Source organism: Delftia sp. RIT313 (assembly GCF_000632165.1).
Classification (GTDB): domain Bacteria; phylum Pseudomonadota; class Gammaproteobacteria; order Burkholderiales; family Burkholderiaceae_C; genus Comamonas; species Comamonas acidovorans.
On record NZ_JFYT01000112.1, the window covers coordinates 95,851 to 121,946 of the forward strand.

The 26,096-nt window shown below is 67.2% G+C and carries 20 protein-coding genes; 13 read left to right on the plus strand and 7 right to left on the minus strand.

Translation table 11 applies throughout. The annotated features are described in order from the left end of the window. Window positions 1-316: 316 nt before the first annotated feature. Window positions 317-2,269 (minus strand): molecular chaperone HtpG, encoded by a 1,953-nt coding sequence (gene htpG, locus BW39_RS29075; protein ID WP_043825776.1) that lies wholly within the window; start codon window positions 2,267-2,269, stop codon window positions 317-319. Window positions 2,270-2,512: 243 nt separating this feature from the next. On the opposite strand from htpG, the gene aqpZ reads away from it, so the two are divergent. The 3 genes from aqpZ (at window position 2,513) to BW39_RS29090 (ending at window position 6,470) form a co-directional block, all read left to right on the plus strand. Beyond that, complete coding sequence (gene aqpZ / locus BW39_RS29080; RefSeq protein WP_012203105.1) at window positions 2,513-3,217, plus strand: aquaporin Z; 705 nt, start codon at window positions 2,513-2,515, stop codon at window positions 3,215-3,217. 215 nt (window positions 3,218-3,432) lie between these two features. Continuing rightward, window positions 3,433-5,658, plus strand: a complete 2,226-nt coding sequence (locus tag BW39_RS29085; protein ID WP_043825777.1) for a TonB-dependent receptor — start codon at window positions 3,433-3,435, stop codon at window positions 5,656-5,658. A 131-nt stretch (window positions 5,659-5,789) separates the two neighbouring features. Further along, window positions 5,790-6,470 (plus strand): Fe2+-dependent dioxygenase, encoded by a 681-nt coding sequence (locus tag BW39_RS29090; RefSeq protein ID WP_012203103.1) that lies wholly within the window; start codon window positions 5,790-5,792, stop codon window positions 6,468-6,470. A 24-nt stretch (window positions 6,471-6,494) separates the two neighbouring features. On the opposite strand, the gene BW39_RS29095 is transcribed toward BW39_RS29090, so the two are convergent. The 4 genes from BW39_RS29095 to BW39_RS31795 form a co-directional block, all read right to left on the minus strand. Continuing rightward, entirely contained in the window at window positions 6,495-8,906 is a 2,412-nt protein-coding gene (locus BW39_RS29095; RefSeq protein ID WP_043825779.1) for a TonB-dependent siderophore receptor, read from the minus strand. Between the two features lie 119 nt (window positions 8,907-9,025). Then, complete coding sequence (locus BW39_RS29100; protein ID WP_043825780.1) at window positions 9,026-10,096, minus strand: FecR domain-containing protein; 1,071 nt, start codon at window positions 10,094-10,096, stop codon at window positions 9,026-9,028. Then, window positions 10,096-10,593, minus strand: coding sequence for a sigma-70 family RNA polymerase sigma factor (locus BW39_RS29105; RefSeq protein WP_013804342.1), 498 nt, complete (start codon window positions 10,591-10,593; stop codon window positions 10,096-10,098). Before BW39_RS29105 ends, BW39_RS29100 begins: the two co-directional genes overlap by 1 nt. A 195-nt stretch (window positions 10,594-10,788) precedes the next feature. After that, window positions 10,789-12,402: a pseudouridine synthase gene (locus tag BW39_RS31795; protein WP_235264311.1), complete on the minus strand. Its 1,614-nt coding sequence runs from the start codon at window positions 12,400-12,402 to the stop codon at window positions 10,789-10,791. A 556-nt stretch (window positions 12,403-12,958) separates the two neighbouring features. On the opposite strand from BW39_RS31795, the gene BW39_RS29115 reads away from it, so the two are divergent. Continuing rightward, window positions 12,959-13,498, plus strand: coding sequence for a hypothetical protein (locus tag BW39_RS29115; RefSeq protein WP_043825781.1), 540 nt, complete (start codon window positions 12,959-12,961; stop codon window positions 13,496-13,498). A 17-nt stretch (window positions 13,499-13,515) separates the two neighbouring features. Here the strand turns inward: BW39_RS29115 and BW39_RS29120 are convergent, their stop codons facing one another. Next, the gene (locus tag BW39_RS29120) at window positions 13,516-14,382 is read right to left on the minus strand and encodes an IclR family transcriptional regulator (protein ID WP_013804345.1); all 867 of its coding nucleotides are present in this window, start codon (window positions 14,380-14,382) and stop codon (window positions 13,516-13,518) included. 57 nt (window positions 14,383-14,439) lie between these two features. On the opposite strand from BW39_RS29120, the gene BW39_RS29125 reads away from it, so the two are divergent. From BW39_RS29125 to BW39_RS29135, 3 genes are read left to right on the plus strand one after another with little or no spacing between them, the layout of a single operon-like run. Further along, the gene (locus BW39_RS29125; RefSeq protein ID WP_043825782.1) at window positions 14,440-15,609 is read left to right on the plus strand and encodes an acyl-CoA dehydrogenase family protein; all 1,170 of its coding nucleotides are present in this window, start codon (window positions 14,440-14,442) and stop codon (window positions 15,607-15,609) included. 14 nt (window positions 15,610-15,623) lie between these two features. Beyond that, window positions 15,624-16,640, plus strand: a complete 1,017-nt coding sequence (locus tag BW39_RS29130; RefSeq protein WP_043825783.1) for a Bug family tripartite tricarboxylate transporter substrate binding protein — start codon at window positions 15,624-15,626, stop codon at window positions 16,638-16,640. Next, the gene (locus tag BW39_RS29135; RefSeq protein WP_043825785.1) at window positions 16,640-17,848 is read left to right on the plus strand and encodes a CaiB/BaiF CoA transferase family protein; all 1,209 of its coding nucleotides are present in this window, start codon (window positions 16,640-16,642) and stop codon (window positions 17,846-17,848) included. Before BW39_RS29130 ends, BW39_RS29135 begins: the two co-directional genes overlap by 1 nt. A 28-nt stretch (window positions 17,849-17,876) precedes the next feature. Here BW39_RS29135 and BW39_RS29140 read toward each other — a convergent pair whose 3' ends face one another. Beyond that, the gene (locus tag BW39_RS29140; RefSeq protein ID WP_012203091.1) at window positions 17,877-18,605 is read right to left on the minus strand and encodes a Crp/Fnr family transcriptional regulator; all 729 of its coding nucleotides are present in this window, start codon (window positions 18,603-18,605) and stop codon (window positions 17,877-17,879) included. Between the two features lie 319 nt (window positions 18,606-18,924). Here BW39_RS29140 and BW39_RS29145 point away from each other — a divergent pair, with 319 nt between their 5' ends. The 6 genes from BW39_RS29145 (at window position 18,925) to BW39_RS29170 (ending at window position 26,091) form a co-directional block, all read left to right on the plus strand. Then, on the plus strand, window positions 18,925-20,862 hold the full coding sequence (locus tag BW39_RS29145; protein WP_043825786.1) for an AMP-dependent synthetase/ligase: 1,938 nt from the start codon (window positions 18,925-18,927) through the stop codon (window positions 20,860-20,862). Between the two features lie 14 nt (window positions 20,863-20,876). Next, a complete protein-coding gene (locus tag BW39_RS29150; protein ID WP_012203089.1) occupies window positions 20,877-21,662 on the plus strand; it encodes an ABC transporter ATP-binding protein in 786 nt (261 codons plus the stop codon). 10 nt (window positions 21,663-21,672) lie between these two features. After that, entirely contained in the window at window positions 21,673-22,602 is a 930-nt protein-coding gene (locus BW39_RS29155) for a branched-chain amino acid ABC transporter permease (RefSeq protein WP_012203088.1), read from the plus strand. Window positions 22,603-22,623: 21 nt separating this feature from the next. Further along, window positions 22,624-23,688 carry a branched-chain amino acid ABC transporter permease gene (locus tag BW39_RS29160; RefSeq protein ID WP_012203087.1) on the plus strand — a complete coding sequence of 355 codons (1,065 nt, stop codon included), beginning with the start codon at window positions 22,624-22,626 and terminating at the stop codon, window positions 23,686-23,688. Between the two features lie 79 nt (window positions 23,689-23,767). Continuing rightward, window positions 23,768-25,084 (plus strand): ABC transporter substrate-binding protein, encoded by a 1,317-nt coding sequence (locus BW39_RS29165; RefSeq protein WP_013804351.1) that lies wholly within the window; start codon window positions 23,768-23,770, stop codon window positions 25,082-25,084. Window positions 25,085-25,257: 173 nt separating this feature from the next. Further along, window positions 25,258-26,091 carry an ABC transporter ATP-binding protein gene (locus tag BW39_RS29170; protein WP_013804352.1) on the plus strand — a complete coding sequence of 278 codons (834 nt, stop codon included), beginning with the start codon at window positions 25,258-25,260 and terminating at the stop codon, window positions 26,089-26,091. Window positions 26,092-26,096 lie beyond the last annotated feature (5 nt).

A 26,096-nucleotide genomic window follows, 5' to 3' on the forward strand; every position in this document is an offset into this window, starting at 1 on the left:
ACGCACGAGGTGCCCGGCTGGAACAGCTCTGTCAGAAAGCCGACTACCGGACGCACCAAAAGGAGGCATGATGGTTCTTTATTACCAAAAGTAAATATGATCTGGAATTTTTAACAAAAGTGAGTATTTAGAGGTATTTGTGAGTTTTTCGTGAGTCGACCTTTTCCGGTCGGTTTTCCTCACGGAACGCAGACGTGAAAAAGCCGGTGGCAGCTTGGCTGGCACCGGCTTGCAATGCTGATCTGCCGCGCGCTGGCGCGGCAGTGAGCAGGCACTAATGCCTAGGGAATGCGTCGGGGCAATCCTTGTGAGGAACTCACGCCAGCAGCGTGTTCACGCGCCTGACGTAGGCAGCCGGGTCTTCGGGCATGCCGCCTTCGGCCAACACGGCCTGGTCGAACAGGATGTTGGCCAGGTCATGGAAATGCACCGATCCGTCCAGCTTCTTGACCAGCGGATGCTCGGGGTTGACCTCCAGCACGGGGCGGGCGTCCGGCGCCTGCTGGCCGGCCTGCTTGAGCAGGCGCGCCAGCTGCAGGCTCATGCCGCCGTCCTGCACCACCAGGCAGGCGGGCGAGTCCACCAGGCGCGTGGTCACGCGCACGTCCTCGGCCTTGTCCTTGAGCGCTTCCTTGAGCTTGGCCAGCAGGGGCTTGAAGGTCTCGGCTGCTTCCTCGGCGGCCTTCTTTTCCTCTTCGTCCTGCAGCTTGCCCAGGTCCACGGCGCCCTTGGCCACGGACTGCAGCGGCGTGCCGTCGAATTCGGTCAGGTAGCCCATGGCCCATTCGTCCACGCGGTCGGCCATCAGCAGCACTTCGATGCCCTTCTTGCGGAAGACTTCGAGCTGCGGGCTGTTGCGTGCGGCGGTCAGGGAGTCGGCCGTGATGTAGTAGATCGCGTCCTGGCCTTCCTTCATGCGGGCCTTGTAGTCGGCCAGCGAGACGATGGCCTCGTCCTGGCTGGTGGAGGAAAAGCGCAGCAGCTTGGCGATGCGTTCCTTGTTGGCAAAGTCCTCGCCCAGGCCTTCCTTGAGCACGGGGCCGAACTCGGCGTAGAACTGGCTGTACTTGCCTTCCTTGGCCTTGTCCTCTTCGCTGACCACGTCGGTGACGCCGTCGGCCGCCGCGTCAGCGGCAGCGTCGTGGCGATCGTGCTTGGCCAGGTCTTCCAGCATGGACAGCACGCGCTTGGTCGAGCCGTCGCGGATCAGGCGCACGTCGCGGCTTTCCTGCAGCAGCTCGCGGCTGACGTTCAGCGGCAGGTCGGCCGAGTCGATCACGCCCTTGACGAAGCGCAGGTAGCCGGGCATCAGCGCCTCGGCGTCATCCATGATGAAGACGCGCTTGACGTAGAGCTTGACGCCGGCCTTCTTGTCGCGGTTGTAGAGGTCGAACGGCGCCTTGGCCGGGATGAACAGCAGCTGCGTGTACTCGGTGTTGCCCTCGACGCGGTTGTGGCTCCAGGTCAGCGGGTTCTCGAAGTCGTGGCTGATGGCCTTGTAGAAGTCCTGGTACTGCTCGGCCGTGATGTCCTTCTTGGGACGCGTCCACAGCGCGCTGGCCTTGTTGATGGTCTCCCACTCGCCCGTCTTCTCCATGGTGCCGGGCTGGTCGTTCTCGCCGTCCTTCCACTCCTCTTTTTCCATGAGGATGGGCAGGCTGATGTGGTCGGAGTACTTGCCGATGACCTGCTTGATCTTCCAGGCGTTGAGGAACTCCTCGGCCTCGGGGCGCAGGTGCAGCGTGATGCTGGTGCCGCGCTGGGGGCGCTCGATCTGCTCGACCTCGAACTCGCCCGTGCCGCCGCTGGTCCAGCGCACGCCTTCGGAGGCCGGCAGGCCCGCGCGGCGTGTTTCCACGGTGATCTTGTCGGCCACGATGTAGCCCGAGTAAAAGCCCACGCCGAACTGGCCGATCAGCTGCGAGTCCGACTTCTGGTCGCCCGACAGCTTGTCCATGAAGGCCTTGGTGCCGCTCTTGGCGATGGTGCCCAGGTTGTCGATGGCTTCCTGCTCGCTCATGCCGATGCCGGTGTCGGCAATGGTCAGCGTCTTGGCAGCGGCGTCGAAGGACACGCGCACTTCCAGGTTGGGCTGGTCTTCATACAGCGCGGCATTGTTCAGCGCCTCGAAGCGCAGCTTGTCGCAGGCGTCCGATGCGTTGGAGACCAGCTCGCGCAGGAAGATCTCGGGGTTGGAGTACAGCGAATGCGTGACCAGGTGCAGCAGTTGTGCAACTTCGGCCTGAAAAGAATGGGTTTGCTTGCTCATGCAGACAGTGTCCTATGTCCTATGGGTTCACAACAGGGAAAAAATCAGCCCTCATCTCGGGCCGGCGAGCGCATTATCAAGACCCCGCCGCCCCTGTGGCGGCGCAGGCTCTGGACGATTGTTCACTTTTTCGCCCTCACGGCGGGGCTGGCGCAGGGCTATAACTGCGCCACTTTCCGCTGTGCGGCGGACGGTGCGCGCAGGGCCCGGGCGCAATGGCGGGCCTGCTTCAGGAGATTTTCCATGCACAGCTCTGTTCAAAAATGGTCCGCAGAATTCCTCGGAACCCTGTGGCTGACCCTGGGCGGCTGCGGTGCGGCCGTGCTGGCCGCCGCCTTCCCGCAGGTGGGCATCGGCCTGGTCGGCGTCTCGCTGGCCTTCGGCCTGACGGTGCTCACGGGCGCCTATGCCTTCGGGCCCATCTCGGGCGGGCACTTCAACCCGGCCGTCTCCGTGGGTCTGGCCATGGGCGGGCGCTTTGCCTGGAGCGAACTGCCGGGCTACATCGTCTCTCAGGTGCTGGGCGCCATCACGGGCGCGGCCATCCTCTATGTGATCGCCACGGGCAAGGCCGGTGCCGACATCGGCGGCTTTGCCACCAACGGCTACGGCGCGCATTCGCCGGGCGGCTACGGCATGACGGCAGCCCTGGTCACCGAGGTGGTGATGACGGCCTTCTTCATCCTGGTCATCCTGGGCGCCACGGCCAAGCGCGCGGCAGCCGGCTTTGGCGGGCTGGCCATCGGCCTGTGCCTGACGCTGATCCACCTGATCTCGATTCCCGTGACCAATACCTCGGTCAATCCCGCGCGCAGCACGGGCCCGGCCCTGTTCGGTCCCGAGATCGCGATCTCGCAACTGTGGCTGTTCTGGGTGGCCCCCATCGTGGGTGCGCTGATCGGCGCCGTGATCTACAAGGCCCTGCTGGCCAACCCGGCCAACGAATAAGGCCAGGGACGGGCGCGGCAGGCGCCCCGCAGCAGACTCAAGCGGCTGGCGACAGCCGCTTTTTTCATTGAATCTTTGGTGAAACACGGTTTTCGTTTGTTGCATGGCGGCAACGCGAATGACTTTCACCCGGCACAAACCGGCCAACTTTACGAAGCAGAAACCGAACACTAGTGATTCGCAATAACAATCCGCGGGCTTTCATCGGAGTGAACATGAGCAAAATCCAACAAATCCTCCCCCCCGCGAACCTCACCCAGCTGGCCCTTGCCGCAGCCCTGTGCCTTGCTGGCACCCCGGCCTTTGCGCAGGCCAGCACCACGCTGGGCACCGTGAACGTGACGTCTTCGACCGAAGCGCCCGTCAAGACCGACAACGCCTCCTCGGCCAAGTTCACGGCCCCGCTGGTGGACACGCCCAAGACGGTGCAGGTCATCAACGAGGAAATCATCAAGCAGACCGGCGCGACCAGCCTGCAGGAAGCCCTGCGGTCCACGCCCGGCATCACCTTCGGCAACGGCGAAGGCGGCAACCCCTCGGGTGACCAGCCCTTCATCCGCGGCATGGATGCCCAGGCCAGCACCTTCGTGGACGGCATGCGCGACATTGCGGCCGGCACGCGCGAGGTGTTCAACCTGGAAGCGGTGGAAGTCATCAAGGGCGCCGATTCGGCCTATGCAGGCCGTGGCGGCGCGGGCGGCTCCATCAACCTGGTGACCAAGAAGGCCAGGAACGAGAACTTCATCAGCGGCGACGTGGGCCTGGGCACGGACAGCTACCGGCGCGCCACCATCGACGCCAACCGCGTGCTGGGCGAAGGCGTGGGCCTGCGCCTGAACGCCATGGTGCACGACGCCGACGTTCCCGGCCGCAGCGGCCCCGAGAACAAGCGCTGGGGCATTGCACCCACGGTGACCTTCGGCATGGGCACGCCCACGGAGGTCTCGCTGTCCTGGCAGCACCTGCAGACCGACAACATTCCCGATGGCGGCGTGCCCTACCTGTACAGCAGCACGGCTGCGGCCGGCCTGCGCGGCGGCAGCGTGGTGCGTCCCACCTACGGCAACAACCGCGACAACTGGTACGGCCTGACCAGCCGCGACTACGAAAAGGAAAAGAGCGACCTGTTCACGGCCACCGTGGAGCACAAGTTCACCGACACCCAGAAGTTCCGCAACAGTCTGCGCTACAGCAAGACCGAACAGGACTACCTGTGGACCCAGCCCGACGACAGCAAGGGCAATGTCGTCAATGGCTACGTGTTCCGCCGTGGCAATGCACGCGTGGCCGACATCAAGACGCTGCAGAACCTCTCGGAATTCACGGGCAAGGCCCAGACCGGCAGCGTGGGCCACAGCTACTCGTTCGGCCTGGAACTGTCCAAGGAAAAGGCAGAGTCCCGCATCGCCGCGCTGCAGACCACCAACACCACCTGCACGGCCGCCAGCCTGTGGTGCGCCTCGCTGAACAACCCCGACAGCAGCCCGCTGTGGAACCTGCCCGTGACGCTGGGCGATCCCAGCCACAACCAGATCGACACCGTGGCGCTGTACGGCTTCGACACGCTGAAGTTCAACGACCAGTGGTTGCTCAATGCCGGCCTGCGCATGGACCACTACAAGATCAGCTCCTCCGGCCCCGCCGGCCGCAACACGCCCGCCTATGACCTGAGCCGTTCGGACACATTGTTCAACTACCAGCTGGGCCTGGTCTACAAGCCGGCCACCAACGGCAGCATCTACGCCAGCATCGGCACCTCCTCGCGCCCCGGCGGCTCCATGCTGGGCAACGGCAACGAGGACCTGGGCATCTCCACCGACCAGCTGGCCAACCTCGCTCCCGAGAAGACCCGCTCGCTCGAACTTGGCACCAAGTGGGACCTGATGGAAAAGCGCCTGGCGCTGACCGCCGCGCTGTTCCGCAACGACGTGACCAATGCGCGCATCACCGAAAACGGCGTCACCTACATGGGCGGCAACAAGGTGGTCAACGGCGTGGAACTGGGCTTCACGGGCAGCGTGCTGCCGGGCCTGAGCGTCTTCGGCGGCTACACCTACATGGACAGCGAGCAGAAGAACGCCGGCGCGGGCAGCGTGGCCAATGGCCAGCCCTTCCCCAACACGCCCAAGCACAGCTTCAGCCTGTGGACCAGCTACAAGCCCATGGCAAAGCTGACCGTGGGCCTGGGCATCTACGCCCAGAGCAGCGTGAACCAGAGCTACATCCTGTCCACGGTGGATGGCGGCATCGTCACCAAGGGTGCCAGCGGCTATGCGCGCTACGACGCCATGGTGGCCTACCAGATCGACCGCAACCTGACCGTGCAGCTGAACCTCTACAACCTGGGCGACAAGGTCTACTACAGCGGCATCCGCTCGCCCCACTACGCGACCATGGCCGCAGGCCGCTCGGCCGTGGCCTCGCTCAAGTGGACGTACTGATCTGCTGATCGCCCCGCGCGAACGCGCAGCGGCTTGACGCTGCGCAGATCACCGCAAAGCCCCGCAGGCCATCGCCGCCTGCGGGGCTTTTTTGCGGGACACTCGCTGATTCCCCCTGAGGACCGCCTGCCATGATGCTCCGCATACCCGCCCTGCTCAGCCCCGACGAAGTGCGCCAGTGCCGCCAGGCGCTGGAGCAGGCCCCTTGGCAGGACGGCCGCGCCACGGCCGGCCCTCTGGCGGCCCAGGTCAAGGCCAACCTGCAGCTGCCGCTGGACAGCCAGGCAGGCCAGGCGATAGGCAACCTCATCCTCGACAAGCTGGGGGCCAGCGCGCTGTTCATGTCGGCCACCCTGCCGCTGAAGGTGCTGCCGCCGCGCTTCAACCGCTACGAGGGCGGCGGCACCTACGGCAACCATATAGACAACGCCATCTTCACCATCCCCGGCACGGCCATCAAGGTGCGCAGCGATGTCTCCACCACCGTGTTCTTCAGCGAGCCCGACGAGTACGAAGGCGGCGAGCTGATCGTGGAGGACACCTTCGGCCACCAGAGCGTGAAGCTGGCCGCAGGCGACGCCATCGTCTACCCCGGCACCAGCCTGCACCGCGTCAACCCCGTCACGCGCGGCACGCGCTACGCCAGCTTCTTCTGGACGCACAGCCTCGTGGCCTCGGACGAGAAGCGCCGCATCCTGTTCGACCTGGACCAGCAGATCCAGCAACTGACGGTGCGCCACCCGGGCGACCCCGCGCTTTCCGCGCTGTCCGGCACGTACCACAACCTGTTGCGGATGTGGTCGCAGGCCTAGTGGCACAGCCGCCAGGCAGCCGCATCAGAACCTGTAGCGGGCCGTGACCAGCACATTGCGCGGATCGCCATACACGCCCGTGCCATAGGAGCCCAGGCCCGGCATATAGGTCTTGTCGAACAGGTTGTTGACGTTCAGCGTCACCGACCACTGGCGGTCCACGTCGTAGCGCGCCATCAGGCCCACCAGCGCATAGGCGCGCTGGTCGGCGCGTGCATAGGGGGCGGAGGACTGCTGGTAGTAGGTCAGGCTCTGCCAGGCCAGCGAGCCGCCCACGGTCCACTGCGGGTTGAGACGGTAGCTGGTGCTGAGCTTGAACAGGTGGCGCGGCTGGTTGGTGTTGACGGCGCTGAGGATCACATCGGGCTGGGCCGGCGCGCGCGAAGTACGGTAGGTGTAGCCGCCGTAGATGTTCCAGGCCTGCGTGATGCTGCCCGACACCTCCATCTCCACGCCCTTGCTGGTCACGCCGTCGATGGCCGCATAGACCTCTTCCCCGGTTTCCGGATTGGCGCTGACGTACTGCGCGGCATTGCGCTGCTGGATGTGGAACAGCGCCAGCGAGGCGTTGAGCCGGCCGTCCAGGAACTCGCCCTTCACGCCCACTTCGCGGCTGCGGCCGGTGAGCGGCGGCAGCGGGCTGCCGGCTGCGTCCTTGTAGTAGGTCTGCGGATTGAAGATGTCGGTCTGGCTGGCGTACAGCGACAGCTGGCGGCTCAGGTCATAGACCACGCCTGCATAGGGCACGGTCTTGTGCGCCACGCGCAGCGCGTTGTTCACGCCGTAGCTGCCGTCCAGGCCCGTGGTGTCGTCCAGCATGTCGTACCAGCTCACGCGCGCGCCCAGGATCACCGACAGATCGTCCGTGGGCCGCAGGCGCGCGGCGCCGAAGACGCCCTTTTCCACGATGCGCGTCATGCGGTGGTCGCGCAGCTGGAAATCGGGCCGGGGCACCTGGCCGTCCCACTCGAAGTAGTTGCCCACGGGGCCGTAGGCGTTGGTGTAGCCGGGCGCATGGCGGCGCTGGCGCGACCAGCTGGCGCCGAACGACAGCTCATGCTCGCGCCCGAACAGCTGCAACGGCCCGGACAGCGCCGCATTCACGGCCTGCGTGGTGGCATCGGTGGGAATCTTGTTGGACAGCATGTTGATGCCCAGGCCGCTGACCGGGTCCACCATGCCGTGGGCGGCCACGCCGACCTCCACGTCGCGCGACTGGCGCAGCCGGCTGGCCGACAGGTCCGCCTTCCAGCCATTGCCGAAGCTGTGCTTGAGTTCGGCAAACAGGTTGGTGCTGTCGTTGTCCCAGTACGACCAGCGCGCCGCAGGGTTCAGCGAGGTCGGGAAATGCGTGCGGCTGCCATCCTTGAAGAACAGCGGGATGTGGCCGAAGCTGGCCCCGTTGGCGCGCGTCTGCATGTGGTCAATGCCCAGGCTGGCCACCGTGCCCGGACCCAGGTCGGCCTCGATGATGCCGTACAGGCTGCGCACGTTGCGGCTGTAGTCGTCCACATGGGACCTGGCGTTCTGCGCCACGGCCACCACGCGGGCGCGCACGCGGCCGTCTTCGGTCAGCGGCGCGGAGATGTCGCCCACGCCGCGCAACCGGTCATGGCTGCCGATGGCCGCCTCGGCCGAGGCCTGGAAGGTCTTGGTGGGCCGCTTGCGCACCAGGTTGACCACGGCCGACGGATAGCCCGCGCCCGTGAGCAGGCCGGTCGCTCCCTTGACCACTTCCACGCGGTCATAGATGGCGCTGTCGGCCAGCGAGGTCGTGTACTGGTTGGCCGAGTCCATGGTGTTGGGCACGCCGTCGAACTGGAAATTCTCGATGGCATAGCCGCGCGAGTAGAAGGTGGTGCGCTCGCTGTCGTTGCGGCCCACGGTAATGCCGGGTGTCTTCTCCAGCACCTCCGGCAGGCTGGTCAGGCCCTGGTCGTCCATGAGCTGGCGCGTGACCACGCTGACGGACTGCGGCGTCTCGCGCTGCGACAGGCCCAGCCGTGTGGCCGTGCTGGACTGGCGCGTGGCGTAGGAGCCCGTGCCTTCGGAGACCGCGCTGCGCTCGGCAGCGGCCGTCACGTTGACCGTGGCCAGCGTGGCGCCTGCAGCGGCAGCGGGCACCACCTGCTCCACCCGCCGCAGCGCATAGGCGCCGCTGGCCTGGCGCACGGCCTGCCAGGCGGTGCCGGCCAGCAGGGCCTCGAAGGCAGCCTCCACCGTGTAGCTGCCGCGCAGTCCCGCGCTGCGCTGCCCGGCCGTCTGATCGGCCGTGAAGATCAGGGCCACGCCGGCCTGGGCGGCCGTGCTGCGCAAGGCGGCATCCAGCGGGCCGGCAGCGACGTCATAGCTGCGCTGGGCCTGGGCCAGCACGGCGGCGGGCATGAGCGCGATGGCCAGCGCCAGCGCGGGGCGGGGCATGAAAAGGGGTTGCATGGTCCTGGGTTCTCCCTGTGTTCCGATGTCGAAAATCAAAGCTCTCGGAAGCAAGGAAGCACGGCGCGGGAAATCGGGTCACCCCCGGCGCAAAAAAATGCGAAAAAGAAGAAAGAGCCTCAGCCGCGCACCTGCGCAGGCTCCACCACCACCCACCAGCGCGTGCGCCAGCGCAGCTGCACGGGCAGCGCACCGGGCAGCATGGCCAGCACGGCGTCCGTGCCATCGATGCCGCCTTCGTCCAGCGGGAACACGCCCGAGAACCGCAGCCCGGCCACGGCCGGATCGGCGTGCAGCCAGCCAGGGCGGTAGCGGTTGAGCTCGGCCAGGAAGTCGTCCAGGCGCTGGTTGTCCACCCACAATTGGCCCCGGCTCCAGGCGTCGTCCGCAGGGCCGGCCGGCTGCACCGTGCTCCAGCCCGTGCGCGTGAAGTCCATGGCCTCGCCCGCCTGCAGACGCCGTGCGGATGCGCCTGTGCCGGCCGTGCGCAGCTCCACGGCGCGCTCGAACACCGCCACGCGCGCACCTGCATGGCTGCTGCGCACCATGAAGCGCGTGCCCAGGGCGCGCACGCGGCCGTGGACGGTCTCCACCACAAAGGGCAGATCGCCCAGCGCACCTGCGGGATGGCCGGTGGTGAACAGCGCCTCGCCGGCCAGCAGGCGCAGCCGGCGTTCGCTGCCGTCGAACTGCAAGGCCACGGCGCTGCCGGGGCCCAGCAGCATGTCCGTGCCGTCGGGCAGGGTCCAGCGGCGGCGCTGCGTGCCCGAGGCGTAGTCGGCCGCCATCTGCTGCCACTGCGGCGTGCGGCTGGCCAGCCAGCCCGCGCCCGCCGCCGTGCCCAGGCCCGCAAACAGGCCCAGCAGGCGCCGCCGCGCAGCCCGGGGAGCGGCGGACAGGCTGCGATAGCCCGCGCCACCGGCGTTGAGCCCCGTCAGCGCGCCCGTGACGGCCTGCAGATGGGCCCAGGCGCGGCCATGGTCGGCGTCTTCATCGAGCCAGCGCTGCCAGCGCGCCCTGTCGGCGGCCGAGGCCTGGCCCGATTGCAGCAGCGCAAACCAGCCGGCAGCCGCCCGCGCCACGCCGGCCGGCAAGGGCCGGCCCAGCGCCTGGGGCGCCTGGATACTGCTGCCGGGTAGCGGCGCGGCGCTGGACAGGCGCCGAGGATCGGAAGGAGGCACCGGCGCCATCAGGACAGCGCCAGCACGAAGCAGCGCTCATAGCCCTGGGCCAGATAGCGCTTGACGCTGGTCATGGACACGCCCAGGCGCGTGGCGATGTCCGCATAGCTCAGGCCTTCGAGGTGGGCCAGCAGGAAGGCCTCGCGCACCTTGGGCGCCAGCGCGTCCAGCGCCTGGTCCACGGCCTGCAGCGATTCGAGGGCGATCAGCCGCTCTTCGGGCGAAGGGGCAAGTTCAGCGGGCAACAGGGCCAGGGTGTCGAGATAGGCGCGCTCCAGCAGCCGGCGCCGGTGCTGGCGGATCACAAGATGGCGGGCCACGGTGGCCAGAAAGGGGCGCGGCTGCTCGATGCGGCCGGCCATGCCCGAGGTGATCACGTTGACGAAAGTGTCGTGAGCGATATCGGAAGCCTCGAACACATTGCCCAGCTTGCGGCGCAGCCAGCCTTGCAGCCAGCCGTGGTGTTCGACATAGAGGGTGTGTACGGGATCGGCCGGTGCGCGCATGAAAAGACGGACGCGCCCCGGACTGGCGTGCCGCAGCGCTGAAGCTCGTTTGAGAATGGTTCGCATTCTAAACACGAGCTCAAAACCGTCGCTGCCCAAATCAGGGGCACCGAGGAAGGGCCGTCCCGCACCGAGGGTGCCGTCCCCCTCCCGCGAAGCGAGAGAGGGGGAAGCGGCGCAGCCGCTCAGGGGGTGCTAAAAATTCTCGTGTGCACCCAGGTAGCGCCACTGGCCCACAGGCAGATTGCCCAGCGTCACGCGGCCGATGCGGATGCGCTTGAGGCCCACCACGCGCAGGCCCACCAGTTCGCACATGCGGCGGATCTGGCGCTTCTTGCCTTCGGTCAGCACAAAGCGCAGCTGCTCGGGGTTCTGCCAGTCCACCTTGGCGGGCTTGAGTGCCTCGCCGTCCAGCGACAGGCCATGGCACAGGCGTGCCAGCTGTTCGGCCGGGAACACGGATTGCACGTCGATGTCGCGGTCACCGTAGGTCACGCGCACCAGGTACTCCTTGTCCATCTCCGAGTCTTCGCCAATGATCTGGCGCGCCACACGGCCGTCCTGGGTCATGACCAGCAGGCCTACGGAATCGATGTCCAACCGGCCGCAGGGCGCCAGGCCCTTGAGCTGCGCGAAGTTGAAGCGCGTGCGGCTGGTGTCCTGGTTCCAGTGGTTCTGGGGCGTGACCAGAACCACGGCGGGCTCGTGCCCGTCCTCGGCTTGGCCGCTGACATAGCCCATGGGCTTGTGGATCAGGATGGTGACCTGCTGGTCCTGGCGCTCGCGCGCTTCGCGCTCGACGGTGATGCGGTCGGCCGCCACCACGTTCTGGCCCATCACGGCGAGTTCGCCATTGACGCGGACCCAACCCTTGTCCACCCACTCGTCGGCCTCGCGGCGCGAGCACAGGCCCATGTCGGCCAGGCGCTTGTTGATGCGCACGCCACCGGGAACCTGCTCCTGCAACGGCTCGGGAGCACGCTTGACGGGGATTTCGCGGCTGGCGCCACCGTCGGCGGGACGGTAGGTGCGGATGCCGCTGAGCGGACGGTAGGCGGGCTCGGCCTGGGGCGCCTCGTCGCGGCGCGGGCCACGGGCGTCATCACGGCGGGGACCACGGGCGTCGTCGCGGCGCGGTCCGCGCGCATCGTCACGGCGGGGGCCGCGGGCGTCGTCACGGGGACGGTCGCGGAAACCACCTTCACGCGGGCCGTCACGGGGACCGTCGCGCTGGGCGTCACGTTGACCATCACGCGGACGCTCATCGCGCTGGCCATAGGGCCGGTCGCGGCGATCGTCCGGGCGGGGCGCGCGCGGGGGGCGGGCATCGCGCGTATCACGGGCATCGCGCATGTCGCGCTGCTCGCGCGGGGCACGGTTCTCGCCGCCGCCCTGTTCGCGCCAGTCGCCACGCGGCTGGGAACGGTCCAGGTCCTCGGCACGGCCGAAACCGCTGCTGCGCGGGCGCTGGTCACGGGCGTCGTCGCGGGGTGCTGCACCGCGGGGGGCATCGCCTCGGGGTGCCGCACCGCGGGCATCGCCGCGAGGGGGGGCATCACGGCGGTCGGAGCGCTCGTAACGATCATTGCGGCCGCCACGGTCGCCGCCACGTTCATTGCGGTCGTTGCGGTCACTGCGCGGGCCGCCGCGTGCGCCCGCAGATTTGCCCGCGCCACCCGAAGGGCGGCGGGCATCGCCAGCCGGCTCGGCCTGTGGCTTTTCGGGGCGGCGCAGCACAGGGCGCGCGGAGGGCGCTGCCGCCTCGTCGGCGCCGGGCCGGGACGGTTTGGAAGAAGTAGGGGATGACATTAGACCGCCATTGTCGCGCGGCAAGGCCCGCAGCGGCTGCGCCCTGCGGCCAATACGGGCATTGCGCTCGGCTATCGGGCGACTATCGGGCGGCCTGCGGGCAGGCCGCCAGGGCCCCCTTGCCAGCCCCGCCGCCCGGCCCTGCGCCCCGGCGGGCTCGCCATGTTCCGCACCACTCATTCATGCCCATGCAATGCGCCCGGCGGCCGGCCCATCCCAATCGCTGTATCCGGCGCGATATGCACAGCCGGATGAATCCCCAATGAAAAATCGACAAGAAGCGAATCACACCGGCAAAACATCTTCAATCCGGCCGATTGGGATCTTCCAATGCACGGCATGCGACATGTAAAAAACTGTATTTTATTTGGGCGATTTCATTCATTGGCGATTGCAAATCAACCCATTGGGCTTGCCATTGCCCATACATCTCCCCATAGAATGGCGCCCGTCCAGAAACGGGGGGCTCTTTCGAGACAACAGCCCTTCGCGCAGCGCCTGCTGCGGTATCCAGACCATCCCGCCCGGACTCCCGCCTCATTCAACAAGGAAAACCATGAGCGATACACCCAACCTATCGAATTCCACTCCATTGAAAGAACAATTCAAGGCGCTGCTTATCACCAAGCCGGACTTGACTGGAATCGAGTGGTCCGATATGGAGACCGCCATCGGCCCGAATGCTGAGAAATACCGGCCACTGTGGGAGCGCATGGTCAGCGGGAAAAAGGGCTTTTTCGCATCCATGAGTCCCTGCTGGACCGCCATTCCCTTCATGGGCGTTTCCTGGGCCATTGCGCGCCGCGTCTACGCCTATGCCGTGGTGGCCTTCATCACCCTGTTGATCATCAATCTGCTGATGCCCGGCACGGGCGGCGCCGGGCGCGTGCTCGGCATCGCGGTGGCCATCTCGTTCACGGTCAAGCGCACCTACCTGCAATGGCTGATCACGCGCATACAGCAGATCAACCAGAGGGGCCTGGTGGGCGCTGCGCGCGAAGAGGCGCTGCGCCAGATCGGCGGCCTGGACCAGAAGAACGGCTGGATCTCCTTCGGCGTGCTGCTGGCCATCGGCATCGTGCTGGCCGCCTTCTGAAGCGCCAGGCCCGCAGATCAGCGGTCCACGGGCAGCCGGTCGCACAGGGCCACCAACTGCGCCAACTGGGGGCCCACATCCCGGATCAGCGTGCGGGCCGGCATGCGCAGGCCCGGCACGGCGCAGTTGAACAGCAGCCGGCGCGACCCGTAGCGGATGCGCGAGGCCGCACCCACGGCGCACACGCCCAGGCCGGAGTCGCCCATGTTGACCGCGAAGCCCCGGGCGGCATAGTGCGCCAGGCTTTCGCTGGCGTTGTCCATGCAGCGCGCATATTCCTCGGGCCGCTGGCTGCGCACGCGGTCCAGGAAGCGCTGCAGTTCCCCGGCATCGAGCTGGGCCAGCCCTGCCCGGCCCATGGCCGTTTCCAGTACGCCGCGCACGGCGCCCACGCCGGGTCGCTTGAGCGTGCCGCCCTCCCAGGCGCAGGTATCCAGATAGACCACATCCAGGTCCATGACCACGCCCACCGACACCGCCCCCTTCACACGGTCGGCCAGCGCCTGCATGGGCAGGCGCAGCGGGCCGAGCAAGGGCGTATTGATCACATAGGGGTAGCCCAGGGCGACGGCGGCCGGGCCGACGAAGTAGCGGTCCAGCCGCTCGTCATGGTCCAGGTAGCCCATGGTCTGCAGGCTGCGGCACAGCCTGGACACGGTGGGGCGCGGCAGGCCCAGGCGGCGGGCCAGTTCGCTGTTGGCATGCGGGCGCGGGTCGCTGACGAAGCACTGGAGAATCATCAGCCCCTTGGCCAGCGTGCCTGCGAAATACGGGTCCTGCTCGCGGATGCGGCAGACATCCTGCGAGTCCCTGGGTTGGTGGGCAATGGGGGTGTGGGGCACGTGGCGATTGTGCGGACCACGGCCGCAAAGCCGCAACTGCATTTCAATATTTGAAACTGCATTGCAGCCCTGGTGCCCGCGCTTCCTACAGTGCGGCCCATGAGCCAAGCCCCCACCCCCCACCCCGCCGACGCCCGCCTGCAGGCGTTGATTGCAGACATCCGCCATTTCGTGCGCCACCGCTGGCATCCGCTCGAAGAGCAGATCGAGCGCGACGACAGCATTCCGCCCGCCGTGGTCCAGGAGCTGCGCGACAAGGGCTATTTCGGCTGGAGCATTCCCCAGGCCTACGGCGGCCTGGGCCTGAGCACCGAGGAGCTGGTGCGCTGCGCCTTCGAGCTGTCCCAGGCCTCGGTGGCGCTGCGGGCCCGCGTGGGCACCAACACCGGCATTGGCTCGGAAGCCCTGGTGGCCGACGGCACCGAGGCGCAAAAGCAGCGCTGGCTGCCGCGCATGGCGCGCGGCGAGCTCACGGGTTGCCTGGCGCTGACCGAGCCGGACGCGGGCTCGGAGGCAAGCAACATCCAGACCACGGCACGCCGCGAGGGCGACCACTATGTGCTCAACGGCAGCAAGCGCTTCATCACCAATGCGCCGCTGGCCGATGTCTTTACCGTCATCGCCCGCACCGGCGAAGGCAGCACGGGCAGCGAGGGGCTGACGGCCTTCTTCGTGGAGCGCTCGCCGGGCCTGGTGACAGGCCAGCCCTATCGCAAGATGGGCCAGGCGGGCTCGCCCGTGTCCGACGTGCATTTGCAGGACTGCCGCGTGCCGGCCGACCAGATCATCGGCGGGCGCGAGGGCCAGGGCTTCAAGACCGTGATGAAGGTGCTCAACAAGCAGCGCCTGCACCTGGCAGCGCTGTGCACGGGGCCGGCGATCCGCATGCTGGACCTGGCGCTGGCCCATGTGCGCCAGCGCGAGCAGTTCGGCCAGCCGGTGGCGAACTTCCAGCTGGTGCAGGCCATGCTGGCCGACAGCCGCACCGAGATCTTCGCGGCGCAATCCATGATCCTGGAGGCCGCCCGCGCCCGCGACCGGGGCGAGGACGTGGCGCTGTCCGCCTCCATGTGCAAGTACTTCGCCTCCGAGATGTGCGGCCGCGTGGCCGACCGCGCCGTGCAGATGTTCGGCGGCGCAGGCTATGTGGCCGACTTCAGCCCCATCGAGCGCTACTTCCGCGACGTGCGCCTGTTCCGCCTCTACGAAGGCACCAGCCAGATCCACCAGCTCAACATCGCCAAGCTCATGCTGCGCGAGAGCGCCTGACACCGGAGGCCCCCATGACACACCCCCTCACCTCGAAGCACCTGGCCACCCTGGGCCTGCTGGCTGCGCTGTGTGCCTGCGCGCAGGCTGCCCAAGCGGCACAGACGGCCCAGGCGGCACAGGCGGCACAGGCGACTTTTCCCGATCGGCCCGTGCGCGTGATCGTTCCCTTTCCCGCAGGCGGCAGCACCGACCTCGTGGCCCGCGCGCTGTCGGTGGAACTGGGCCAGGCCCTTGGCCAGCCGGTGGTGGTGGAGAACAAGCCGGGCGCGGGCAGCCTGGTCGGCTCGGAACTCGTGGCCCGCGCCGCGCCCGATGGCTACACCCTGCTCATGGCAGGCCTGAGCAATGTCTTCCTGCCCCATGTGCACGCCAACCTCAAGTGGAATCCGCTGACCGACTACGAGTACATCGGCCTGGTAGCCGACCTGCCCAACGTCATTGCCGTCAACGCCAAGACCCCCTACCGCACGCTGGCCGAACTGGTGGCGGCCGACAAGGCCAGGCCCGGCACGCTGTCCTTCGGCTCGGCCGGCACGGCCACGCCCTCGCACCTGGTCTGCGAGATGGTCAACCACCGGCTCGGCACGAAGATGCAGCACCTGCCCTACAAGGGCAACGCCCCGGCCGTCAACGACCTCATGGCCGGCCACATCCCGGTGATGTGCAACAACCTGGGCGGCACCCTGCCCTACATGCAGGGCGGGCAGATCCGCATCCTGGCGCAGACCGGCAAGAGCCGCTCGCCCGCAGCGCCCGACATTCCCACCTTTGCCGAGCTGGGCGTGGCCGGGCTGGACACCGGCCTGTGGGTGGGCCTGGCCGCGCCCAAGGGCACGCCGCAGCAGATCGTGGCCACGCTCAACCAGGCGCTGGCCAAGACCATGGCCTTGCCCGAGACACGCGACAAGCTGGCGCGCCTGGGTGCCACGCCGCTGCCCACGCAGACTGCGGACTTCCACAAGCGCGTGGCCGAAGACCGCCGCGCCTGGGAGCCCGTGCTGAAGAACGTGGACCTGAAAGGCAACTGATGCAGCGCCAAGGCTATCCGCTGGAGGGTGTGCGCATCCTCGACATGGCCACGGTGCTGGCCGCCCCCTTCTCGGCCACCCTGTGCGGCGACCTGGGTGCCGACGTCGTCAAGCTGGAACTGCCCGGCGGCGGCGACACGCTGCGCAGCCTGGCCCCCGTGCACGACGGCCACGCCGTGTTCTGGAAAACCGCCAACCGGGGCAAGCAGGGCATCTCGCTGGACGTGCGCAAGGCCGAGGGCCGCATGCTGTTCCTGCGGCTGATCGAGGATTTCGACGTGCTCGTGGAGAACTTCCGCACCGGCACGCTGGACCGCTGGGGGCTGGACCTGGCCACCTTGCATGCCCGCAACCCGCGCCTCATCGTGCTGCGCCTGACGGGCTTCGGCCAGACCGGCCCCTATGCGCGCCGGCCGGGCTTTGCGCGCATCTTCGAGGCCATGAGCGGCTTCGCCCACCTCACGGGCGAGGCGGGCGGCCCGCCCCAGCACATGAACTACCCGCTGGGCGATGCCGTGGCCGGCCTGTTCGGCGCCTTCTCCATCGCGGCCGCACTGGCCGAGCGCAACGCGCAGCCGCATGGCGAACAGCGCGGCGTGGAGATCGACCTGTCGGCCACCGAAGCCATGCTGCGCCTGCTGGACCCGCTGGCGGCCGAGTACCAGCTGGGCGGACAGGCACGCAGCCGCACGGGATCGTGCGCGGGCTACACGGCGCCCTCCAACGTCTACCGCACGCGCGACGGCGCCTGGCTCACCGTGGTCGCCACGGGCGACGCCATCTTCGCGCGCCTGTGCCAGGCCATGGACCGCGCCGACCTGGCCGCCGACCCGCGCTTTGCGGACAACGCCGCGCGCATACGCCACCTGCAGGCGCTGGATGCGCTGATCGTGCAATGGTGCGCAGCCCTGGACTGCGCCCAGGCCATGGCCGCGCTGGCCGCGCACGACATCCCGTTCAGCAAGGTCTGCTCGGCCGAGGACGCGCTGCAGGACCCGCATTTCGTGGAGCGCGGCAGCTTCATCACCGTGCCCGACCCCGACCTGGGCCCCCTCACCGCCCCCGCGCCCGTGCCACGCTTCACCGGCCGCCAGGCCCCTTCGCCACGCAGCGGCCCGGCCACCGGCCAGGACAATGCATGCATCTATGCGGAGTTGGGGCTGGATGCGCAGCAGCAGGAGAGGCTGCGGCGCGAAGGCGTGATCTGAGGCCGCAAGTGGTTGGCAGTGGGCGGCGTCAGGCCGCCCGCCGCGCCGCCGCAAACAGACCGCTGCGCAGCGCTTCCAGGTCAAGCACGCGCAGGCCGCCGTACTCCACGACGATGGCATTTTCGCGCTGCAGCACGGACAGCGCCTCGTTGACACGCTGGCGCGACAGGCCCACCAGGTAGGCCAGTTCCTGCTGGGTGATGCGCAGCACCTCGCCCACGCCCGGGTACAGCAGCGGGTGAAAGAGCGCGGCCAGGCTGCGGGCCACGCGCAGGTCGGGGTTGGTGAGGCGGTCGATTTCGCGGGCCGAGATGAACTGGCCCAGGCGCTCGTTGAGCTGGCTCATGACGAAGCGGTTGAAGCCGATGGAGTGGTCCAGCAGCCAGTGGAAGGTTTCTATGGGCAGGCCGCCGACCACGCTGCGGCGTATGGCCTGCACGTTGTAGCGGTAGGGCTCGCGCTTGACGGCCGTGCCTTCGCCGAACCAGCCGCCCGGGGGCAGGCCGGCCAGGGTCATGCTGGCGCCATCGGCGCCGTCGGTGTTCATCTTGAGCAGGCCTTCGACCACGCCGAACCAGTAGGTGGGCGCGCGGCCGGTGCGGCAGACATAGTCGCCGGGCTGGGCGTCGCCGACGACCAGCGCCTTCTGGGCCCGTTCGCGCTCGGCGGGCTGGAGTACGGCCAGCCAGGGAATGCCTTCGAGTTCCTCGGGCCGGGGCGCGCGGCGGCGCTGGTGCAGTGACAGTTCTTGGCTCATGGAGTCGCGGCGAGGGTGCGCGGATCAATCATCAAAACCACCCAAGCATTGCCCGAGCCCGGTGGCTGGCGTGAGCGGGATTTCCAGAAGGACCGCGGCACGCGCACATTCCCGGATGCGCAAGCCCCCAAGCGGGACATGAGACCGTTTTGGCACCTTTTGTTACGGCGCGTTTTCCCGATGATGAGTTTCCCGCGGATTGTCGTCAAACAGACACCACGGCGTCAAAGCCAGTCCTAGGATGCAGTCCAAGCCGGTAGGTCACAGCCTGGGCATCTGCACCATGCGACCACCATTCACGAACATCCAAGGACATGGAATGACGACCACGTTCCCGCACCTGCTGCTCCAGCATGCCGCCCAGCGCCCCCAGGCGCCGGCGCTGCGCGAGAAGGAATACGGCATCTGGCAGACCTGGAGCTGGAGCGAGGCCGCCGAGACCGTGCGCCACATGGCCTGCGGCCTGGCGGCCCTGGGCCTGGCGCGCGGCCAGAATCTGGCCTTCATCAGCGACAACCGGCCCCATGTCTACATGGGCTTCATTGCCGTGCAGGCGCTGGGCGGCGTACCGATCCCGCTGTACCAGGATGCCGTTGCCGCCGAGATGCGCTTCGTCATCGAGGATGCCGAGATCGACTTCGCCTTTGCCGAGAACCAGGAGCAGGTCGACAAGCTGCTGGAGGTGCGCGAGAGCGTCTCCGGCCTCGGCCACATCATCTATGACGACCCGCGCGGCCTGCGCCACTACGACCAGCCCGGGCTGATCAGCACCGAGGCGCTGCTGCAAAAAGGCAAGGAGTGGGATGCCGCACACCCGGGCGCCTGGGATGCGATGCTGGCCGCGCTGTCGCCCGACGATGTCTCGGTCATCCTCTACACCTCGGGCACGACCGGCAAGCCCAAGGGCGTGTGCCAGACGCACCGCAGCTTTGGCGAGTCGGCACGCGGCGGCGTGCAGGTGGACCGCCTGGGCCCCGGCGACAACGTGATCTCCTACCTGCCTCCGGCCTGGGTGGGCGACCACCTGTTTTCCTTCGCGCAGTGGCTGGTGGCGGGCTTCACCATCAACTGCCCGGAGTCGGCCTCGACCGTGTCCATCGACCTGCGCGAGATCGGCCCCAGCTACTACTTCGCGCCACCGCGCATCTTCGAGGGCATGCTGACCTCGGTGTCCATCCGCATGGAGGATGCCGCGCCCTTCAAGCAATGGATGTACGGCCGCGCCATGGCCGTGGCGCGCCGTGTGGGCTCGGACATCCTGGACGGCAAGACGGTGGGCACGCTGGACCGCCTGAAGTACGCGCTGGGCGACCTGTGCATTTACGGGCCGCTGCGCAATGCCATGGGCCTGTCGCGCATCCGCGTGGCCTACACGGCGGGTGCGGCCATCGGGCCCGAGCTGTTCCGCTTCTTCCGCTCCATCGGCATCAACCTCAAGCAACTCTACGGCCAGACCGAGACCTGCGCCTATGTGTGCATACAGCGCGACGGGCAGGTGGAGCTGAGCAGCGTGGGCCAGGCCGCACCGGGCATCGAGCTGAAGATCGCCGACAACGGCGAGGTGCTGCTCAAGGGCGTGTCCGTGCTCAAGGAGTACTACAAGCGCCCCGACGCCACGGCCGAGGTGGTGGATGCCGACGGCTGGTTCCACACGGGCGATGCCGGCGTGATCGATGCCAGCGGCCAGCTGCGCATCATCGACCGCGCCAAGGACGTGGGCAAGACCAGCCGGGGCGCCATGTTCGCGCCCAACTACATCGAGAACAAGCTCAAGTTCTTCCCCCAGATCAAGGAGGCCGTGTGCTTCGGCCACGGCCGCGACCAGGTCTGCGCCTTCATCAACATCGACTACGAGGCCGTGGGCAACTGGGCCGAGCGCCAGGGCCTGCCCTATGGCGGCTATGTGGACCTGGCATCGAAGGCCAAGGTGCTGGAGATGGTGGCCGACTGCGTGGCCCAGGTGAACGCCGACCTGGCCGCCGAAGCCGGCATGGCCGACACGCAGGTGGCGCGCTTCCTGGTGCTGCACAAGGAGCTGGACCCCGACGACGACGAGCTGACCCGCACGCGCAAGGTGCGCCGCGGCTTCATTGCCGACAAGTACGGCGTGCTGGTCGATGCGCTGTACACGGGCAAGCGTGAGCAGTTCATCGAGACCCAGGTCAAGTTCGAGGACGGCCGCACCGGCAGCGTCAGCGCCACGCTGTCCATCATCGATGCCAAAACCCATTCGGTGGCTGCCACCGCCAGGGCCTGACCGGAGCCGCTGACATGACCCACAAGAAGATCGGCGATGTCATCCTCGACATCAAGAACATCAGCCTGCGCTTCGGCGGGGTGAAGGCGCTGACGGACATCTCGTTCGATGTGCGCGAGCACGAGATCCGCTCCATCATCGGCCCCAACGGCGCGGGCAAGAGCTCCATGCTCAACTGCATCAACGGCGTGTACACCCCTTCCGAGGGATCGATCACCTTCCGGGGCAAGACCTTCAGCCACATGAACAGCCGCCAGGTGGCCGAGATGGGCGTGGCGCGCACCTTCCAGAACCTGGCGCTGTTCAAGGGCATGAGCGTGATCGACAACATCATGACCGGCCGCAACCTGCAGATCAAAAGCGGCATCCTGATGCAGGCCCTGCGCCTGGGCCCGGCCCAGCGCGAGGAGATCCGCCACCGCGAGTTCGTCGAGCACATCATCGACTTCCTGGAGATCCAGGCCTACCGCAAGACCCCCGTGGGCCAGCTGCCCTACGGCCTGCAAAAGCGCGTGGACCTGGGCCGCGCCCTGGCCATGCAGCCGCAGGTGCTGCTGCTGGACGAGCCCATGGCCGGCATGAACGTGGAGGAAAAGCAGGACATGTGCCGCTTCATCCTCGATGTCAACGACGAGTTCGGCTCCACCATCGTGCTGATCGAGCACGACATGGGCGTGGTCATGGACATCAGCGACCGGGTCGTGGTGCTGGACTACGGCAAGAAGATCGGCGACGGCGCACCCGACGAGGTGCGCCAGAACGAAGACGTGATCCGCGCTTACCTTGGCACAGGCCATTGAGGGGACTGACATGGGATTTTTTCTGGAAACCTTGTTCGGCGGCCTCATGGTGGGCACGCTGTACGCGCTGATCGCCATCGGCTTCGTGCTGATCTTCAAGGCCTCGGGCGTGTTCAACTTCGCCCAGGGCGCGATGGTGCTGTTCTCGGCCCTGGCCATGGCGCGCTTTTCCGAGTGGATTCCGAAGTGGATCGGCATGGAGCCGGGCTGGTTCACCAACCTGCTGGCCATCTGCGTGTCGCTGGCCATCATGGTGGTCGTGGCCTGGGTGATCGAGCGGCTGGCGCTGCGCCATCTGGTCAACCAGGAGCCCATCACGCTCTTGATGGCCACGCTGGGCATCGCCTACCTGCTGGACGGCCTGGGCCCGATGATCTTCGGCAGCGCCGTCTACAGCATCAACGTGGGCATGCCCAAGGACCCCATGTTCATCCTCGAGGGCCTGTTCCAGGGCGGCGTGCTGCTGAGCCAGGAAGACCTGTACGCGGCCTGCATCGCCGCGCTGCTGGTGGCCGCGCTCAGCGTGTTCTTCCAGAAGACCAAGACCGGCCGCGCGCTGCGCGCCGTGGCCGACGACCACCAGGCGGCCCAGTCCATCGGCATCCCGCTGTCGCGCATCTGGGTCATCGTCTGGTCGGTGGCCGGCGGCGTGGCCCTGGTGGTGGGCATCATCTGGGGCTCCAAGCTGGGTGTGCAGTACTCGCTGTCGCTGGTGGCCCTGAAGGCCCTGCCCGTGGTGATCCTGGGCGGCCTGACCTCGCTGCCCGGCGCCATCATCGGCGGCCTGATCATCGGCGTGGGCGAGAAGCTCTCCGAGGTCTACCTGGGCCCCATGGTCGGCGGCGGCATCGAGACCTGGTTCGCCTACGGTCTGGCCCTGTGCTTCCTGCTCGTGCGGCCCCAAGGGCTGTTCGGCGACAAAATCATTGATCGCGTTTGACCGTTACGGAGAACTTGCACCATGTTTTATCGTGAGAACGGTCAATTCAAGACGACCTACGCATCCGACCAGCAGATCTTCGGCGTCGCCCAGGACCGCTGGGCCATCGTGGCGCTGCTGGCCGTTGCCTTCCTGGTGATTCCCTTCAGCGTCAGCGACTACACCTTCCAGGCCGTGCTGATCCCCTTCCTGATCATGTCGCTGGCGGCGCTGGGGCTGAACATCCTGGTCGGCTACTGCGGCCAGATCTCTCTGGGCACCGGCGCCTTCATGGCCGTGGGCGCCTACGCGGCCTACAACCTGCAGGTGCGCTTCGAGGGCATGCCGCTGCTGGTGGCCCTGATCGGCGGCGGCGTGCTGGCCATGGTCTTCGGCGTGATCTTCGGCCTGCCCAGCCTGCGCATCCGGGGCCTGTACCTGGCCGTGGCCACGCTGGCCGCCCAGTTCTTCGTGGACTGGCTGGCCAGCCGCGCGGCCTGGGTGACGAACAACTCTTCCTCGGGCTCGGTGAGCGCGGGTCCGCTGTCCATCATGGGCTGGAAGATCGACACGCCCATGGAGAAGTACCTGCTGTGCCTGGGCATCCTGTGCGTGCTGGGCCTGGCCGCCAAGAACCTGGTGCGCGGCGCCATCGGCCGCGAGTGGATGGCCATGCGCGACATGGACGTGGCCGCCAGCGTGATCGGCATCCGCCCGACCTACGCCAAGCTCAGCGCCTTTGCCGTGAGCAGCTTCATCGTCGGCGTGGCCGGCGCGCTGTGGGGCTTCGTTCACCTGGGCGCCTGGGAGCCCGCGGCCTTCAGCCTGGACCGCTCGCTGCAGCTGCTGTTCATGATCATCATCGGCGGCCTGGGTTCGGTGGTGGGAAGCATCTTCGGCGCGGCCTTCTTCGTGCTGCTGCCGCTGCTGCTCACCCAGGTGCCGCACTGGATGGGCCTGCCGCTGTCCACGGCCACGGCGACCTACCTGGAGCACATGATCTTCGGTGCGCTGATCGTGTTCTTCCTGATCGTGGAGCCGCATGGCCTGGCAAAACTGTGGGCCACAGCCCGCCAGAAGCTTCGCGTCTGGCCCTTCCCGCATTGAGTTGATCTGTATCGAGACAGGGCGCCACAGAGTGCCGGATAACCGGGGAATCTTCCCCAGCCAACTAGGAGACAACGTCATGATGTTCAAGAAAGTCGCCATCGCCGCCGCCACGGTCGCTGCTGGAATCGGCGCTCTCGTGGCCGCCCCTGCCGCACAGGCCCAGGACCAGTTCGTGCCGCTGCTGGTCTACCGCACGGGCCAGTTCGCGCCGCTGGGCATTCCATGGGCCGATGGCAAGCAGGACTACATCAAGCTGGTCAACGCCAAGGGCGGCATCAATGGCGTGAAGATCGCCTACGAGGAATGCGAGACGGCCTACGACACGGCCAAGGGCGTGGAATGCTATGAGCGCCTGAAGGGCAAGGGCGGCGGCGCTGCCGGGTTCGATCCGCAGTCCACCGGCATCACGTTCGCCGTGACGGACAAGGCGCCCGGCGACAAGATGCCCATCATCACCACGGGCTATGGCCTGTCGCAGTCGGCCGACGGCAAGGTCTTCGAGTGGAACTTCCCGCTGCTGGGCAACTACTGGACGGCGGCCGACTCCATCATCCAGGACATCCTCAAGAAGGAAAAGGGCAGCCTCAAGGGCAAGAAGATCGCCCTGGTCTACCACGACTCGCCCTACGGCAAGGAACCCATTCCGCTGCTGCAAAAGCGCGCCGCCAAGGAAGGCTTCGACCTGACCCTGCTGCCGGTGACGGCGCCCGGCGTGGAGCAGAAGTCCACCTGGCTGCAGATCCGCCAGCAGCGCCCCGACTACGTGCTGCTGTGGTCGGCCGGCGTGATGACGCCCACGGCCGTGCGCGAGGCGCAGGCCACCGGCTACCCGCGCGAGAAGATGTACGCCATCTGGTGGGCCGGCTCGGACCATGACGTGAAGGACATCGGCGCCGGCGCCAAGGGCTACAACACCGTGACCATCCACAACACGGCCGAGCACGACAAGGTGCACGACGAGGTCAAGGCCATGGTCTACGACAAGGGCCAGGGCACGGCCACCGACGCCAAGGAACTGGGCGCCATGGCCCACACGCGCGGCATGGTGATCTCCATGCTGCAGGTGGAGGCCATCCGCACGGCACAGGAAAAGTACGGCAAGGGCAAGGTCATGACCTCCGAGCAGGTGCGCTGGGGCCTGGAGAACCTGAACCTCACGCAGGAGCGCCTCAACGAGCTGGGCTTCGGCAAGATCATCCGCCCCGTCAAGACCAGCTGCGACAACCACCTGGGCACCGACTGGTCGCGCATTGCCCAGTGGGATGGCGCCAAGTGGAAGGTGGTCTCCGACTGGTACCAGGCCGACAAGTCCATGGTCGAACCGCTGGTCAAGGAGTACGCGGACAAGTACGCCAAGGAAAAGAACGTAAAAGCTAGAACTTGCACCCCCTGAGGCGCTTGCGCGCCTTCCCCCTCTCTACCCGCTTCGCGGGGGAGGGGGACGACACCCTCGGTGCGGGGCGGCCCTTCCTCGGTGTCCCTGAGTTGGGGCATGCCCCGCGCAGAGATGCTTCGAGAGTTGCGGCCCCGCACTCCGCTTTCGTATCAACGCCCATGGACGACGCCATGACCACCGCACCCACCTCCGCCCCGGCCCCCAGCGATCCGCTGCTCGTGGTCAATGGCATCGAAGTCATCTACAACCATGTGATCCTGGTGCTCAAGGGCGTTTCGCTCCAGGTGCCGCGCGAGAGCATCGTGGCCATTCTGGGCGGCAACGGCGCGGGCAAGACCACGACGCTGCGCGCCATCTCCAACCTGCTCAAGGGCGAGCGCGGCGAGGTGACCAAGGGCACGATCGAGCTGGAGGGCGAGCGCATCGAAAGCCTCACGCCCTCCGAGCTGGTGCAGCGCGGCGTGGTCCAGGTCATGGAGGGGCGGCACTGCTTCGCCCACCTGACCATCGAGGAAAACCTCATGACCGGCAGCTACACGCGCACTGACAAGGGCGAGATAGCAGCCAACCTCGAGAAGGTCTACAACTACTTTCCGCGCCTGAAGACGCGCCGTACCTCGCAGGCCGCCTACACCTCGGGCGGCGAGCAGCAGATGTGCGCCATCGGCCGCGCGCTGATGGCCAATCCGCGCATGGTGCTCCTGGACGAACCCTCGATGGGCCTGGCCCCGCAGATCGTCGAGGAGGTGTTCAACATCGTCCGCGACCTCAACAGCAAGGAAAAGGTCACCTTCCTGCTGGCCGAGCAGAACACCAACATGGCCCTCAAATACTCGGACTACGGCTACATCATGGAAAGCGGCCGCATCGTCATGGACGGCGCGGCCTCGGACCTGGCCAGCAACGAGGACGTCAAGGAGTTCTACCTGGGCGTGGGCGGCGGCGAGCGGAAAAGCTTCAAGGACGTCAAGAGCTACAAGCGCAGAAAACGTTGGCTGGCCTGACCGGC

Bases quoted from the DNA above. Each gene is read 5' to 3' on its own strand.
- BW39_RS29125 (WP_043825782.1), top strand. From the start codon at position 14,440: ATGAGCCAAGCCCCCACCCCCCACCCCGCCGACGCCCGCCTGCAGGCG.
- BW39_RS29095 (WP_043825779.1), bottom strand. From the start codon at position 8,906: ATGCAACCCCTTTTCATGCCCCGCCCCGCGCTGGCGCTGGCCATCGCG.
- BW39_RS29160 (WP_012203087.1), top strand. From the start codon at position 22,624: ATGTTTTATCGTGAGAACGGTCAATTCAAGACGACCTACGCATCCGAC.
- BW39_RS29100 (WP_043825780.1), bottom strand. From the start codon at position 10,096: ATGGCGCCGGTGCCTCCTTCCGATCCTCGGCGCCTGTCCAGCGCCGCG.
- BW39_RS29170 (WP_013804352.1), top strand. From the start codon at position 25,258: ATGACCACCGCACCCACCTCCGCCCCGGCCCCCAGCGATCCGCTGCTC.
- BW39_RS29140 (WP_012203091.1), bottom strand. From the start codon at position 18,605: ATGAGCCAAGAACTGTCACTGCACCAGCGCCGCCGCGCGCCCCGGCCC.
- BW39_RS29150 (WP_012203089.1), top strand. From the start codon at position 20,877: ATGACCCACAAGAAGATCGGCGATGTCATCCTCGACATCAAGAACATC.
- htpG (WP_043825776.1), bottom strand. From the start codon at position 2,269: ATGAGCAAGCAAACCCATTCTTTTCAGGCCGAAGTTGCACAACTGCTG.
- BW39_RS29120 (WP_013804345.1), bottom strand. From the start codon at position 14,382: ATGCAGTTGCGGCTTTGCGGCCGTGGTCCGCACAATCGCCACGTGCCC.
- BW39_RS29135 (WP_043825785.1), top strand. From the start codon at position 16,640: ATGCAGCGCCAAGGCTATCCGCTGGAGGGTGTGCGCATCCTCGACATG.
- BW39_RS29105 (WP_013804342.1), bottom strand. From the start codon at position 10,593: ATGCGCGCACCGGCCGATCCCGTACACACCCTCTATGTCGAACACCAC.
- aqpZ (WP_012203105.1), top strand. From the start codon at position 2,513: ATGCACAGCTCTGTTCAAAAATGGTCCGCAGAATTCCTCGGAACCCTG.
- BW39_RS29165 (WP_013804351.1), top strand. From the start codon at position 23,768: ATGATGTTCAAGAAAGTCGCCATCGCCGCCGCCACGGTCGCTGCTGGA.
- BW39_RS29130 (WP_043825783.1), top strand. From the start codon at position 15,624: ATGACACACCCCCTCACCTCGAAGCACCTGGCCACCCTGGGCCTGCTG.
- BW39_RS29145 (WP_043825786.1), top strand. From the start codon at position 18,925: ATGACGACCACGTTCCCGCACCTGCTGCTCCAGCATGCCGCCCAGCGC.
- BW39_RS29090 (WP_012203103.1), top strand. From the start codon at position 5,790: ATGATGCTCCGCATACCCGCCCTGCTCAGCCCCGACGAAGTGCGCCAG.
- BW39_RS29115 (WP_043825781.1), top strand. From the start codon at position 12,959: ATGAGCGATACACCCAACCTATCGAATTCCACTCCATTGAAAGAACAA.
- BW39_RS29155 (WP_012203088.1), top strand. From the start codon at position 21,673: ATGGGATTTTTTCTGGAAACCTTGTTCGGCGGCCTCATGGTGGGCACG.
- BW39_RS31795 (WP_235264311.1), bottom strand. From the start codon at position 12,402: ATGTCATCCCCTACTTCTTCCAAACCGTCCCGGCCCGGCGCCGACGAG.
- BW39_RS29085 (WP_043825777.1), top strand. From the start codon at position 3,433: ATGAGCAAAATCCAACAAATCCTCCCCCCCGCGAACCTCACCCAGCTG.